This window comes from Nocardia sp. bgisy118, assembly GCF_057708605.1.
In genome coordinates this window covers 1-14,053 of sequence record NZ_JBYISM010000019.1, presented here as the reverse complement: position 1 = coordinate 14,053, position 14,053 = coordinate 1, and the positions used below count along the sequence as shown (strand labels likewise).

The 14,053-nt window shown below is 68.6% G+C and carries 13 protein-coding genes and 1 tRNA gene; 10 read left to right on the top strand and 4 right to left on the bottom strand.

Annotation, left to right across the window (positions count from 1 at the left end; translation table 11 throughout):
* Positions 1–175 precede the first annotated feature (175 nt).
* Both AC3EO7_RS22535 and AC3EO7_RS22530 read left to right on the top strand, forming a co-directional pair.
* The gene (locus tag AC3EO7_RS22535) at positions 176–1,294 is read left to right on the top strand and encodes a nitric oxide synthase oxygenase (protein ID WP_435592324.1); all 1,119 of its coding nucleotides are present in this window, start codon (positions 176–178) and stop codon (positions 1,292–1,294) included.
* 176 nt (positions 1,295–1,470) lie between these two features.
* Positions 1,471–2,301, top strand: a complete 831-nt coding sequence (locus tag AC3EO7_RS22530; RefSeq protein ID WP_431966492.1) for a phosphatase PAP2 family protein — start codon at positions 1,471–1,473, stop codon at positions 2,299–2,301.
* 150 nt (positions 2,302–2,451) lie between these two features.
* On the opposite strand, the gene AC3EO7_RS22525 is transcribed toward AC3EO7_RS22530, so the two are convergent.
* From AC3EO7_RS22525 to AC3EO7_RS22515, 3 genes are all read right to left on the bottom strand, one after another.
* Positions 2,452–2,536 (bottom strand) — tRNA-Ser (locus tag AC3EO7_RS22525).
* 24 nt (positions 2,537–2,560) lie between these two features.
* Positions 2,561–2,971, bottom strand: coding sequence for a MarR family winged helix-turn-helix transcriptional regulator (locus AC3EO7_RS22520; RefSeq protein WP_431966787.1), 411 nt, complete (start codon positions 2,969–2,971; stop codon positions 2,561–2,563).
* Positions 2,972–3,093: 122 nt separating this feature from the next.
* Positions 3,094–4,269: an alpha-hydroxy-acid oxidizing protein gene (locus AC3EO7_RS22515; protein ID WP_435592323.1), complete on the bottom strand. Its 1,176-nt coding sequence runs from the start codon at positions 4,267–4,269 to the stop codon at positions 3,094–3,096.
* 417 nt (positions 4,270–4,686) lie between these two features.
* Here AC3EO7_RS22515 and AC3EO7_RS22510 point away from each other — a divergent pair, with 417 nt between their 5' ends.
* Complete coding sequence (locus tag AC3EO7_RS22510; RefSeq protein WP_431966488.1) at positions 4,687–5,697, top strand: NAD(P)H-quinone oxidoreductase; 1,011 nt, start codon at positions 4,687–4,689, stop codon at positions 5,695–5,697.
* 52 nt (positions 5,698–5,749) lie between these two features.
* On the opposite strand, the gene AC3EO7_RS22505 is transcribed toward AC3EO7_RS22510, so the two are convergent.
* Entirely contained in the window at positions 5,750–6,952 is a 1,203-nt protein-coding gene (locus AC3EO7_RS22505) for a cysteine desulfurase-like protein (RefSeq protein ID WP_431966486.1), read from the bottom strand.
* Positions 6,953–7,381: 429 nt separating this feature from the next.
* Between AC3EO7_RS22505 and AC3EO7_RS22500 the strand changes: the two genes are divergently transcribed.
* The 7 genes from AC3EO7_RS22500 to AC3EO7_RS22470 all read left to right on the top strand — a co-directional run bounded on the left by AC3EO7_RS22500 (position 7,382) and on the right by AC3EO7_RS22470 (position 14,017).
* The gene (locus AC3EO7_RS22500; protein WP_431966484.1) at positions 7,382–7,984 is read left to right on the top strand and encodes a bacterial proteasome activator family protein; all 603 of its coding nucleotides are present in this window, start codon (positions 7,382–7,384) and stop codon (positions 7,982–7,984) included.
* A 252-nt stretch (positions 7,985–8,236) separates the two neighbouring features.
* Positions 8,237–9,073: a galactan export ABC transporter permease subunit Wzm/RfbD gene (wzm, locus tag AC3EO7_RS22495; protein WP_431966785.1), complete on the top strand. Its 837-nt coding sequence runs from the start codon at positions 8,237–8,239 to the stop codon at positions 9,071–9,073.
* Positions 9,074–9,084: 11 nt separating this feature from the next.
* Positions 9,085–9,936, top strand: a complete 852-nt coding sequence (gene wzt, locus AC3EO7_RS22490; protein WP_431966482.1) for a galactan export ABC transporter ATP-binding subunit Wzt/RfbE — start codon at positions 9,085–9,087, stop codon at positions 9,934–9,936.
* A complete protein-coding gene (glfT1, locus tag AC3EO7_RS22485; protein WP_431966480.1) occupies positions 9,933–10,928 on the top strand; it encodes a galactofuranosyltransferase GlfT1 in 996 nt (331 codons plus the stop codon). Before wzt ends, glfT1 begins: the two co-directional genes overlap by 4 nt.
* A 240-nt stretch (positions 10,929–11,168) precedes the next feature.
* Complete coding sequence (rsgA, locus tag AC3EO7_RS22480) at positions 11,169–12,215, top strand: ribosome small subunit-dependent GTPase A (protein WP_435592322.1); 1,047 nt, start codon at positions 11,169–11,171, stop codon at positions 12,213–12,215.
* A gap of 157 nt (positions 12,216–12,372) precedes the next feature.
* Positions 12,373–13,224: an SDR family oxidoreductase gene (locus AC3EO7_RS22475; protein WP_435592321.1), complete on the top strand. Its 852-nt coding sequence runs from the start codon at positions 12,373–12,375 to the stop codon at positions 13,222–13,224.
* A gap of 172 nt (positions 13,225–13,396) precedes the next feature.
* Complete coding sequence (locus AC3EO7_RS22470) at positions 13,397–14,017, top strand: hypothetical protein (RefSeq protein WP_431966474.1); 621 nt, start codon at positions 13,397–13,399, stop codon at positions 14,015–14,017.
* Positions 14,018–14,053 lie beyond the last annotated feature (36 nt).

Genomic DNA, 14,053 nt, shown 5'->3' with positions numbered 1-14,053 from the left:
TCCGACCGGTTTTTCGGCAACGCGAGGGCTAATCCACCCGGTTCTGCTAACACACACCCGCGCACCACCGAACAGATCGGTGTGCCGGCCGCGCCGCGCGCGCGACTTCTCTGCTCGATCGATGTCTGTTTGCCGCAGTACCTGATGCCCGACCGGAGAAAAGACCGTGAACCACGTGTTGCCCGTTCCACCGTTCGAAACCGCCACCGACACCCAGCCTTTCGACCCCGGGCTGGCCCGCCGCCTGCGCGAGTGCGACGACTTCTTCCGACAACCGGAACTCGCCCACCTGAACGCCCATCGCCGCCGCAACGCGCTGGACCAGCTGCGCCAGACCGGCGCTTATGTGCAGACCGCCGAGGAGATCCTGATCGGCGCTCGCTTGGCCTGGCGCAACCATGCCCGCTGCGTCGGCCGAAAGCATTGGCGCTCACTGAAACTGCTCGACGCGCGGCGCGTCCGCTCGGCGCGCGACCTGGCCGAGGTGTGCTGGCAGCATCTGCACATGGCGACCAATGGCGGCGCGGTGCAGTCCATGATCACCGTCGGTCCGCCGCGCCAGGGTGACGGGCGCGAGTACCGCATCGTCAGCCCGCAGTTGCTGCGCTACGCGGGGTATCGCAACGGCGACGGGACAGTCACCGGCGACGCGGCCAATGTCGCGCTCACCGAGTTCGCCAGGAAGCTCGGCTGGCGCGGCGCGGGCACGCCGTTCGATCTCCTTCCGGTGCTGATCAGCACGCCCGACGAGCCGATAAGGTGGTTCGAGGTGCCGCGCGAGCTGGCCAGGGAGGTGGAGATCGAGCATCCCGATTTCGACTGGTTCGCCAAGCTCGGCCTGAAATGGCATGCGGTGCCCGCGGTTTCCAATATGAATCTGGAGATCGGCGGCGTCACCTATCCGTTCGCGCCGTTCAACGGCTGGTACGTGGGCACCGAGATCGGCGCGCGCAATCTCAGCGACACGAACCGCTACAACATGCTGCCGCTGATCGCCGACATGATGGGCCTCGACACCTCGCATCCCCGCACCCTCTGGCGCGACCAGGCGTCGATCGAGCTGAATCGCGCTGTCCTGCACAGCTATCGCAAGACAGGCGTGCACATCGTCGACCACCACACCGTGGCGAAACAGTTCTGCGAGCACGCCGAGAAGGAGAAGGCCGCAGGCCGCGCCTGTCCCACCGATTGGAGCTGGATCAACCCGCCGATCTCCTCGGGCCTGACCCCGACCTTCCACCGCTACTTCGACCCGCCGGACGACGATATCCGCCCCAACTTCGTCCGGCGCTGAGTCCGTTCGCTTCGCCTGCCCCGCGGGTCCCTCCCTTCGGACCCGTGTCGGCCCTTGCTGTCTCTCGGGTCACACACGGGCTTGCCGACGAGCCGATGCTGTTACGGTAAACGGAGAATGCACCTCCGGTTAAACATTTCGGCGGATCTGTTCAATGGCGAAGGAGGCCACGGGCGATGGTGGCTGTCGGATTTCCCGGTCCGCATCTGGAATTCGGCCTCCCGGCCACCGGAGCGCTCGACCGTGTGCGGTCGGCGGTGCACGGCCGCGGCGGCGAGGCGGTTCGACAGCTGGCTCTGATCACCGTGCTGTATCTCGGGTACCGCGCCGGTCGGCTGATCACCGCCGACGACACCGAGCGCGCCCTGGGCAACGCGCACGCGCTGCTCGATGTCGAAGACCGGCTGGGATTCCTCGCGGAGACCACCGTGCAGAGGCCGTTCCTGCACTGGGATTTTCTCGCCGTCCCGGCGAATTTCTATTACGCGACGGCGCATTTCACTGTCGCCGTCGCGGTGATCGTATGGCTCTGGGTCTTCCGCCCACGGCACTACCGCATGACCCGCAACCTCATGGTCGGCCTGACCGGCGCCGGGTTGCTGCTGCACGTGCTGTTGCCGCTCGCGCCGCCACGCATGCTGCCGGAACGCGGTTTCGTCGACGTGGCCGCGCTGCACGGCCAGTCCGTCTACGGCCCTTCGGAATCCGGCGGTCTGTCGAACCAGTTCGCGGCGATGCCGTCGCTCCACGTCGGCTGGGCGCTGCTGCTCGCTGTCGCCGTGGTGGCCGCGACACGCACCAGCTGGCGCTGGCTCGCCCTCGCCCACCCCACGCTCACCACGGTCATCGTGATCGGAACCGGCAACCACTACTGGCTGGACGCCATCGTCGCCGTCCTCCTGCTGGCCGGAGCAGCGGTGCTGCACCGGCTGCTCGTCCCCGCCGCCGCCACGCTGTGGGACACGAACGAAGCTGCCGCACAGCCCCTATGGTCAGCCCGACCATAGACCCGAGTCCCATGGTCGGCCCAACCATGGATGGGTTGGGGGTCCGGGGGCAAAGCCCGCCGGGCGGGGTGTGGGGGTTGCACCCGCACAAACATTGCGAAACGAGCCCGGCTCATGCCCTCCATGAGCATGAGCCAACGACGAGTGGAGCGGAGACGGAGGGATTTGAACCCCCGGTCGCTCTCGCGACGCTCGCTTTCAAGGCGAGTGCATTCGGCCGCTCTGCCACGTCTCCAGGCCCACGATCCTAACGGACGGTTCAGTCGGCTCGCTCGCCGATTATCTTGTCGACGCGGTCGAACACTTCGCCGATCACGGCGAGCTGTTCGGGGACGAGCAGATCGATGAAGTCGTTGCGGACGGCTTCGACGTGGCCGGGGGCGGCGGCTTCGAGGCGGCGCATGCCCTCGTCGGTGAGTTCGGCGACGACGCCGCGGCCGTCCTCTTCGCAGGTGTTGCGGCGCACCATGTCCTGCGCCTCCATGCGCCGGATCTGATGGGTGAGCCTGCTGCGGGAGGAGAGCACACCATCCGCGAGTTCGCTCATGCGCAGCGAGCGGCCCGGCGCCTCGGACAGCAGCACCAGGATTCGGTACTCGGCGAGGCTGAGGTCGCTGTCGCGCTGCAACTGCCGGTTCAGCGCCGTCATCAGCCGCTGATGACCGTCCATGTAGGCGCGCCAGGCGCGCTGCTGCGTCGGGCTCAGCCAGCGAGGTTCGGGCGTGCGACCGCTTGGTTCGGGATCCACCGCCCTATTCTAAACAGCCCTGAACTGGGCAAACCCCGATTCGTTCACCGGGCGGCGGCGATCATGCCGCGGTTCAGATCGGCCACCTTCGCGCATCCGGAGAGCCCGAGCACCGAGTCCAGATCGGCGAGCAGCAGCCGCAGCGCGTGCCGCGCGCCGTCGCGGCCCGCGATGCCGAGACCGTAGGCGTACGGCCGCCCGTACAGCACGGCCTTGGCGCCGAGCGCCAGCGCGATCAGCACGTCGGAGCCGCTGCGCACGCCGGAGTCGAACAGCACGTCGGCACGGTCACCGACGGACGCGACGACCGCGGGCAGCGCGTCGAGCGCCGCGATGGACCCGTCCACCTGGCGGCCGCCGTGGTTGCTGACCACCACCGCGTCGGCGCCCGCGTCCACCATGAGGCGAGCGTCGTCCGGGTGCAGCACGCCCTTCACCGCGATCGGCAGATCGGTCCATTCGCGCAGGTGAGCGAGGTCGGCGGGGCGTAGGTTGTGGTTGCCGAAGAGCCCGACCCAGGTGAGGATCGCCACCCGCATGGCGTCCTCGCTCTCCTCGGGCGGCGTCGGCAGCTTCGCCAGGAACACCGGGTCGGACAGGTAGTTGGCGATGCCCTTGCCGTGCAGGAACGGCAGGTGCGCGAGCTGGAGATCCTGCGGCCGCCAGCCGAGGGTGGGGGTGTCGACCGTGACCACGATCGCCTTGGCGCCCGCGCGCTCGGCCCGCTGCACGAACGAGCGCGCCAGCTCCGGATCGTTGGGCCAGTAGAGCTGATACCACCATTCACCCGCGGCCGCGCCGACCTCCTCGATGGTGGACGACGCCGCGGTGGACAGCACCGACCCGATCCCGAGTTCCTTGGTGACCTCGCCGACGATCACCTCGCCGCCCTCGTGCATCAGTTCGAGCACCCCGATCGGCGCGGTCAGCACCGGCGCCGCCAGCCGGGTGCCGAGCACCTCCACCGAGAGATCGCGCGCGCCGGGCCCGGTGGTGCCGCGCAGCATGCGCGGAACGATCCGGTATCTGTCGAAGGCGGCGCGGTTGGCCGCCGCGGTGCGCTCGGCCGACGCGCTGCCCGCGACATAGGCGTATTCGGCAGGCCCTAGGACTTCCTTGGCACGCTGTTCCAACCCGGCGGCCGTCATGGGCAGCTCGGGCACGATGCCGCCCACTCCGCCCAGGTAGATCTCGTTTTGGAAGTCGATGAAGCTGCTCACGCGGGGAACGCTAGTCCGTTGTGTCCGTTCCCGCAGGACGCTGAGCGAATCCACGGCTTTCACCGACCGGGCAAGTCCACGGCGCTCGCCGACCGAGCGAGTCCACGGCGCTCGCCGACCGGGCGAGTCCACGGCGCTCGCCGACCGGGCGAGTCCACGGCGCTCGCCGACCGAGCAAGTCCACGGCGCTCGCCGACCGAGCGAGTCCACGGCGCTCGCCGACCGAGCGAGTCCACGGCGCTCGCCGACCGAGCAAGTCCACGGCGCTCGCCGACCGAGCAAGTCCACGGCGCTCGCCGACCGAGCAAGTCCACGGCGCTCGCCGACCGAGCAAGTCCACGGCGCTTGCCGACCGGGCGAAACCACGGCGACCGGGTCGCACGGATGCCGCGGTGAGCGGCGGGGCACTATGGGCTGATGCGTGCGATCGAGCTGAAAGAATACGGCGGACCCGAGGTGCTCACGTGGGGCGAGGCCGCCGATCCGGCGCCGGGCCACGGCGAGGTGTCGATCGATGTGGTCGCCGCGGGCGTGAACCGCGCGGACCTGCTCCAGCGCCGAGGTTTCTACGCACCGCCCGCGGGCGCCAGCGAGATCATCGGTCTGGAGTGCTCGGGCGTCATCGCCGAGGTCGGCGAGGGCGTGCGGGACTGGCGGGTCGGCGACCGGGTGTGCGCGCTGCTGTCCGGCGGCGGGTACGCCGAGCGGGTGGTCGTCCCCGCGGGCCAGGTGCTCCCGGTGCCGGAAGGCCTGGATCTCGCTGCGGCGGCGGCGCTTCCGGAGGTGGCGGCCACGGTGTGGTCGAACCTGGTGATGACCGCCGGTCTGCGCGCGGGCCAGCTGGTGCTGATCCACGGCGGCGGCAGCGGCATCGGCACGCACGCCATCCAGCTCGCGGTGCACAAAGGCGCGCGGGTGGCGGTCACCGCGGGCTCGGCCGAGAAGCTGGCGCGCTGTGCCGAACTCGGCGCGAGCGTGCTGATCAACTATCGCGAGGACGATTTCGTCGCCGCGGTCCGCGCCGAGCAGTCCGGCGCGAACGGCCCCGGCGCCGACATCATCCTCGACAACATGGGTGCCGCCTACTTGTCCCGCAACGTCGAGGCATTGGCCGAGCACGGTCACCTGGTGGTGATCGGCATGCAGGGCGGGGTGAAGGCCGAGCTCGACCTCGGTGCGCTGCTGTCGAAGTGGGGTTCGGTGCACGCGACCAACGTGCGCAACCGCCCGGCCACCGGCACGGGAAGCAAGGCCGAGATCATCGCCGAGGTGCGCAGGCACGTCTGGCCGCTGATCGCCGACGGCACCATCGTCCCGGTGATCCACGCCGAGCTGCCGATCGCCGAGGCCGCCGAGGCGCACCGGATGCTGGATGCCGCGGACACCTTCGGCAAGGTCGTGCTGCGCGTGCGCGAGGACGGGAACTGACCTTCGCGGGCTGATACGTCTCGAGAGCCGGACGCGGCCTCGAGACCCGGGCTCATTCCAGCGCGGCGAGCGCGCGGCCGAGCTGGTCGATCTCGAATCTGGTTGTGTAGGGCGCGAGTCCGACGGTCACGGCGCCGCCCTCGTCGTTGACGCCGAGCGCGTCGAGCAGCCTGCTCCCGCCGTGCACGCCGCTGAGCGTGCCGATGCGGGCGTCGGCCAGCTTGGCGGCGATCTTCTCCGCCTGCATGCCCGCCATGGTGAAACTGACGGTCGGGATCCGCGTCGAGGCACGGCCGATCACGGTCAGGCCGGGGATCTTGTCCAGCACGTCCATCAGGTGCTCGAAAAGCTGGTCGTGGTAGTCCTGCAGCGAGGTGATGGAGATTTCCAGCCGCTCGCGGCGGGTGCCGGTGGCCCGCTCGTCCAAGCCCGCGAGGAAGTCGATGGAGGTGGTGAGCCCGGCCAGCAACGCGTACTGGTGCCCGCCGACCTCGAGCCGTTCGGCGCCCTTCGCGTACGGGTTCAACGACATCGAGGGGATCCGGTCCAGGAACGCGGGATCGCGGAAGACCAGCGCGCCGATCTGCGGCCCGCCCCACGCGGGTGCGCTCAGCGCGACCACGTCGGCATTGAGCTCGTCGATATCGATGAGCGCGTAGGGCGCCGCGCCGAACGCGTCGGCGACAAGCAGACCGCCCACCTCGTGCACCCGGTCGGCGGCGACCCGCACGTTGGGCGCGGAGCCGACGATGGGTGAGGCCGCGGTCAATGCCACCAGTCGGGCCGTCGGCCCGATCAGCTCCTCGAACTGCCAGGACGGCATCTCGCAGGTCTCGATCTCGACCTCGGCCCAGCGCACGTGCGCGCCGTAGCGGTTGGCGATGCGCAGCCACGGCGCGACGTTGGCCTCGTCGTCCAGGCGGGACAGCACGATCCCGGTGCCGAGACCGAGCCGGGAACTCAGCGATTCCGCGAGCCAGGCCAGCAGCACCGCCCGATCCGGGCCGAGCACGACGCCCGCCGGATCACCGCCGACCAGATCGGCGACGGCCTCGCGGGCGGCGTCCAGGATGGCCGCGCTGCGCACCGCTGCGCCGTTGCGGCCGATGTGCGAGAACGACGACGTGCGGAAACCCGTTGACACGGCACGAGATACCGAATCCGGGACAAGCATGCCCGCCTGTGGATCGAGATGGATCCAGCCGTCGCCCAGGGACGGTATCAGGCCCCGAACCCTCGCGACGTCGTAAGTCATGCTGGCCACTCTAAGGGCAGCGGGCAAGCCTGCGTAACCGCCTTCCCCTCCTGGCCTGCTCGCGAAGGAGGCGGAACGGCACGCCGCGCGAACCGGACGACGGACGGCCGCTGCGGGCTCGACACCGACCTCGACCTGGGATTTCGCCCCGGGCTCCGCCGGTACGCGCGCGGCCGCGCGAGGCAGGGCCGAGGGAGAGGGGACCGCTCCGTGCACAGTCGCTCGGAACCGGACCGTTCAGGACTGGGCGCCGATGCGCGGCGACGCAGCGACCCGGGAATCAGCATGGCAACCGACTTTCAGCAAATCCGAACCACACGGACCCGAACAGAATAGTCGGCGTCGTCCAGCCGCGGGACCGGCCCGGCCACCTTCCACCCGGACGTGCCCGTTTAGCGCGTCCGCCGACAACGCGACATGATAGGGAACATGACGCACTCGGATGAGTCACCCGATTCCATCGTCGTGGTCGGACCCGACGGGCGGCCGCTGGTCATCCCGGCCGACGCGGGCACCCCGCTGACCGGACAGGTGGTCACCGACGGCGACGAGAAGGCCGACGACGAGAGCGACCACGACGACGCCGGCGAATCGCTCGCCGACATGGTCGAGCAGCCCGCCAAGGTCATGCGCATCGGCACCATGATCAAGCAGCTGCTCGAGGAGGTGCGGGCGGCTCCGCTCGACGACGCGAGCCGCAGCCGGCTCAAGGAGATCCACAAGTCCTCGGTACGTGAGCTCGAGCAGGGCCTCGCCCCGGAGCTTCGCGACGAACTCGAGCGGCTGACCTTGCCGTTCACCGACGACGCCATTCCCTCCGACGCCGAGCTGCGCATCGCGCAAGCCCAGCTGGTCGGCTGGCTGGAGGGCCTGTTCCACGGCATCCAGACGGCGCTGTTCGCTCAGCAGATGGCCGCTCGCGCGCAGCTCGAGCAGATGCGCCAAGGCGCGCTGCCGCCCGGTATCCACACGGTGGACCCGCGCGGCGGGCGCGGCGACCAGGTGACGGGCGGTTCCGGACAGTACCTGTAACCCAGCTTGGTGGGTGACGAGTTTCCCCGGTCCAGCGTGTGCCAGCGGACCCGGTGCGAGGATGCAGGGGTAGGGTCGAGCACCGTGCCCGCCGCTGCCGCTCGCCCCGACTCCGATGAGAGTACGGCGCGTCCTGAAGAGAGCCCAGTGCGTTCAGATGACAGCTTGCGTTCCGACAGTCCCTCGACCGCCGAAGAGCATCCGGTGAGTGCCGAGAGCACCGCGCCGGAGCAGCCGAGCGAGACCGAGGCGATGACGCCGCTGGTCTCCGACTCGCAGACCTTCCGGCGCGCGATCAAGGACATGCGCGACGGCTTCGGCCAGCGCGAACTATGGCTGTCGCTCGGCTGGCAGGACATCAAACAGCGCTACCGGCGCTCGGTGCTCGGCCCGTTCTGGATCACCATCGCGACCGGCGTGCAGGCCGCGGCGATGGGAATCCTCTACGCGACGCTGCTCGGTCAGCCGCTGCGCGAATACCTGCCCTACGTGACCGTCGGGTTGATCGTCTGGAATGTGATCCAGGCGAGCATTCTCGAGGGCTCGGAGGTGTTCATCGCCAACGAGGGCCTGATCAAACAGCTTCCGTCCGCGCTGAGCGTGCACGTGTACCGGCTGGTGTGGCGGCAACTGTTGTTCTTCGCCCACAACATGGTCATCTACCTGGTGCTGCTGGCGGCGTTCGGGATATGGGAGAACCTGCGCTGGTCGAGCCTGCTGGCGATACCGGCGATCGTTTTGATCTTCCTCAATTCCATGTGGGTGTCGATCGTGTTCGGCATCTTCAGCACCCGGTACCGCGATATCGCGCCGATTCTCAGCAGCACCACGCTGATGCTGTTCGTGCTGACGCCGGTGATGTGGACGACCAAGACCTTGGAAAGCCAGATCGGCGCGGCGAGCGAACGAGCCAGGCTGGTGGAGATCATCCCGACCTTCCACTATCTGGAAATCGTGCGCGCTCCCCTGCTCGGTGAACCGCAGGAACTGCGGCACTGGGTGATCGTCGGCGCGATCACGGTGGTGGGCTGGATCGTCGCGGCCTTGGCCATGAAGAAGTACCGTTCGCGCGTACCGTACTGGGTATAGGAGCCGCAGCGATGAGCCGTGTGAGTATCGAAACCCGTCAGGCGTGGGTCGAGTTCCCGATCTTCGACGCCAAATCGCGGTCTCTGAAAAAGGCGTTCCTCGGCAAGGCGGGCGGCGCGATCGGGCGCAACCAATCCGACGTCGTGGTGGTCGAAGCGCTGCGCGACATCACGCTGTCGCTGAAGGAAGGCGACCGGGTCGGCCTGGTCGGCCACAACGGCGCGGGGAAATCCACGCTGCTGCGGCTGCTTTCGGGCATCTACGAACCGTCCCGAGGCAGTGCGCGCATTCGCGGGCGGGTGGCGCCGGTGTTCGACCTCGGCGTCGGCATGGACCCGGAGATCTCCGGCTACGAGAACATCATCATTCGCGGGCTCTTCCTCGGCCAGACCCGCAAGCAGATGCTCGCCAAGATCGACGAGATCGCCGAGTTCACCGAGCTCGGCGAATACTTGCAGATGCCGTTGCGCACCTATTCGACCGGTATGCGGGTGCGGCTGGCGATGGGTGTCGTCACCTCCATCGACCCGGAAATCCTGCTGCTGGACGAGGGTATCGGCGCGGTCGACGCGGAATTCATGAAGAAGGCGCGGCTGCGTTTACAGGAACTCGTCGCGCGTTCTGGCATTCTGGTATTCGCCAGCCATTCCAACGAATTCCTCGCTCAGCTCTGCGATTCCGCGCTGTGGATCGATCACGGACAGATCCGGTTGCGCGGCGGCATCGAAGAGGTGGTGCGCGCGTACGAGGGTCCGGACGCCGGAAACCACGTCGCGACCGTGCTGAAGGAAATGGCAGCGGAGCGGGCGGCGACCGAAGAGTCCGAGGACAGCGCACGAGAACTGGAGCGAAACAACGCATGAACGAGCCGACCGGGCAAGACGCCCCGATCACCGCTGGGGCGCAGGCCCCGGTCGACTCGACCGCACCGGAGCGGGTGTACACGCCGACCGACACCGGTCCCGGCGCCCGCATCATCGCCGTCGTGGTCACCCACAAGCGTCGTGACCTGCTCGCCGAATCGCTGAAGGTCGTCACCTCGCAGTCCCGGCCGGTCGATCACCTCATCGTGGTGGACAACGGCAACGAGCCCGAGGTCGCCGAACTGGTCGAGCAGCAGCCGATCGAGTCCACCTACCTGGGCTCGGCGCACAACCTCGGCGGCGCGGGCGGCTTCGCGCTCGGCATCCTGCACGCGCTGACCCAGGGCGCGGACTGGGTGTGGCTGGCCGACGACGACGGACGACCGGAGGGCGCCGAGGTGCTGGCGACCCTGCTCGACTGCGCGAACCGGCACGGGCTCGCCGAGGTCTCCCCGGTGGTCTGCGATATCGACGACCCGGACCGGCTGGCCTTCCCGCTGCGCCGCGGCGTGGTGTGGCGGCGGCTGCGTTCCGAGCTCGGCGACGAGGACTTCCTGCCCGGCATCGCGTCGCTGTTCAATGGCGCGCTCGTCTCCGCGAAGGCGGTCGACCTGATCGGCGTGCCCGACCTACGCCTGTTCGTGCGCGGCGACGAGGTCGAGGTGCACCGCAGGCTGGTCCGCTCGGGCCTACCCTTCGGCACCTGCCTACAGACGGCCTACCTGCATCCCAACGGCGCCGCCGAATTCAAGCCGATCCTGGGCGGCCGGATGCACACCCAGTACCCCGACGATCCGGTGAAGCGCTACTTCACCTACCGCAACCGCGGCTATCTGATGGCCCAGCCCGGTATGCGCAAACTGTTGCCGCAGGAGTGGATTCGCTTCTCCTGGTTCTTCCTCGTCACCCGCCGCGACCCGGCAGGCCTGCGCGAATGGTTCCACCTGCGCTCGCTCGGACGCAACGAACAGTTCGGCAAGCCGGACAAGTAAGCGGTCCATCGCCGGGGGTCGATAAATCGCTTGCGGGGGCTATCGGGGTCTGGCAAGGTTCGGGGAGTTCCCGGTTCGAGCCGGGTGAGATCAGAAGGGAGGAGGTGGAGATCGTGACGACGAACGTTCGGGTTGCCGTGCGCGCCGCGCTGCCGCGTGCCGCCGCACCGCACTCCACCTCTATTACCCCTCGCTGAACCTCGGTCGGGTTCGGCGCCCGACGAATGGATTCTTCCCATCATGGTCGACTACGACCTGCTCGTCCCTTACGGCTGGACGGAAGCCGTAGCCAACGAATACGCCGCGCTCATCGATGACGGTTGCGTGCCCGCCAGGGTGATCCGGATGGATCGCAGCGAATGCGAGGTCGCGACGCCGGACGGCTCGACGCGGGCCCGCTGCCCGCGCGCGGATGCCGAGCCGAACGGATTGTGCACCGGCGACTGGGTGACCATCGACGCGCAGCGCAATGTGCGCGCGTTGCTGCCGCGCCGCTCGGCGATCGTGCGTTCCACGGCCTCACGCCGGTCCGAGGGCCAAGTGCTGGCCGCCAATGTCGACACCGTGCTGATCTGCGCCCCCGCCGACGGCGACGTGGACCTCGGCCGGATCGAACGGCTGCTCACCCTGGCCTGGGAGAGCAACGCGCAACCGCTCGTAGTGCTCACCAAAGCCGATGCGGCGGAGGATGTTCCGATCGAGGCGGTGCAGGCCGTCGCGCCGGGCGCCACGGTGCTCGCGGTCAGCGCGGCCAGCGGGTACGGCATCGACGTGCTCACCGCCGTGCTGGACGGGACGGTCGCGCTGCTCGGCCCCTCCGGCGCGGGCAAGTCGACGCTGGCCAACGCGCTGCTCGGCGCGGAAGTGTTCGCCACCAACGCCGTTCGCTCGGTGGACAAGAAGGGCAGGCACACCACCGTGCACCGGGAGTTGCGCCCGTTGCCCAACGGCGGGACGCTGATCGACACCCCTGGGCTGCGCGGCATCGGCCTGTGGGACGCCAGCGAAGGGCTCGAGAAGACCTTCAGCGACATCGAATCGCTCGCCGCCGCATGCCGTTTCGACGACTGCTCGCACGAGAGCGAACCCGGCTGCGCGGTGCGCGATGCCCTCGAAACGGGGGCGCTCTCCCAGCGCCGCTTCGACAGTTATCGCAAGCTCGCCAAGGAGAACGCCTGGATGGCGGCCAGGGTCGACAAGCGGTTGCAAGCCGAGCGCGATCGCGCCTGGCGCGGCATCAGAAAACAGCAGCGCCAGATATATCGGGAGCGGGGGTCGCGACGCTGAGCGTCGTGCTTCGCCGCATGCCCGGGAACGAGTGATTCGACGGCCACCCCTCAGCCCCCTATGCAACTGGTTGCATAGGGGGCTGAGTTACGCTTAGCGTGCAAGGCGTGGCGTCGCGGGCGCACCTCGTCCGCGGCACGAACGACAGGAGCAGGCCATGACGGAACCGGGTTCGAAGCCGCTGGCGGGCAAGACGATGATCATGTCGGGCGGCAGCCGCGGCATCGGTCTGGAGATCGCCAAGCGCGCCGCGGCCGACGGCGCCAACATCACGTTGATCGCCAAGACCGATCAGCCGCATCCCAAGCTCCCCGGCACGATCCACACCGCGGCCGCGGAACTCGAGGAGGCGGGTGGGCAGGTGCTGCCGTTCGTCGGCGACGTGCGCATCGACGACTCGGTGGCCGAGGCGGTGCGCCAGACCGTGGAACGCTTCGGCGGCATCGACATCGTCGTGAACAACGCTTCGGCGATCGATCTGTCGAACACCGACGCGCTGTCGATGAAGAAGTACGACCTCATGCAGGACATCAACTGCCGGGGCAGCTTCCTGCTGGCCAAGCTGAGCCTGCCGCACCTACGCGAATCGGCGAAGGCCGGGCGCAATCCGCACATCCTCACCCTCTCTCCGCCGCTGAACCTGGACCCGAAGTGGGCGGGCGGCTCGCTCGGCTACACCATCGCCAAGTACGGCATGTCGCTGACCACGCTCGGTCTCGCCGAAGAGCTGAAGGGCGACGGCATCGGGGTGAACTCGCTCTGGCCGCGCACCACCATCGCCACCGCCGCGGTGCGCAACCTGCTCGGCGGCGAGCAGATGGTCGCCACCTCGCGCACCCCCGACATCTACGCCGACTCCGCCTACCTGGTGCTCACCTCGCCCGCCGAGAAGACCACCGGCAATTTCTTCATCGATGACGAGGTGCTCGCCGCACACGGCATCACCGAACTGGACAAATACCGCGTAGTCCCCGGCGACGCCGAACTCACCACCGACCTTTTCCTCTGATCCTGGGTCGGCACACAACTTTCGTGCGCGTCACAGGGCCGCCGCGCCGGTGAGGCGCACGAAACGTCTGTGCGGCGGGGCGGTCCTATTGCCTCGGAGAGGCGGGGGGAGAAGTGTGATAGGCACCGGTGGCGCCACCGGGGCGCTGCCCCGAGCACAGAGGAGGTGGACCGTGTTCGCACGTTCTACCACTATTCACGCGCGATCCTCCTCGATAGACGCCGGGATTGCGCACGTGCGCGACGAAACCATGCCCGCGTTGGAGGGCATACCAGGCTGTATCGGGCTGTCGTTGCTCGTCGACCGGCAGTCCGGGAAATGCATCGCGACGACGGCGTGGGAAACCGAGCAGGCGATGCACGACAGCGCGGTCCGGGTCCGTCCGATCCGCGAGCGCGTAGCCGAAATGTTCGGCGGCAACGCGGAAGTCGAGGAGTGGGAGATCGCCGTTCTGCACCGCGACCACCGCTCGCGAGAAGGCGCCTGCGTGCGCGCGATCTGGGTGGAAGGCGACCCGAATCGCGTGGATACCGCGATCGACACCTACAAGTCCCGCGCGCTGCCCGGGATGGAAACCCTGGAGGGCTTCTGCAGCGCGAGCCTGATGGTCGACCGGGCCTCCGGGCGCGGCGTCTCCAGCGTCACCTTCGACAGCTCGGAGGCGATGGCCCGCAACCGCGAGCAGGCCGCAGCGATGCGCGAGACCAACACCAAGCACGCGGGCATCCGAGTGACCGAAGTCCGCGAATTCGAGCTGGCGCTCGCACACCTGCGCGTACCCGAATTGGTGTGACCGCCGGGGCGGGGGGGGGGGGGGGGAAGGGGGAAG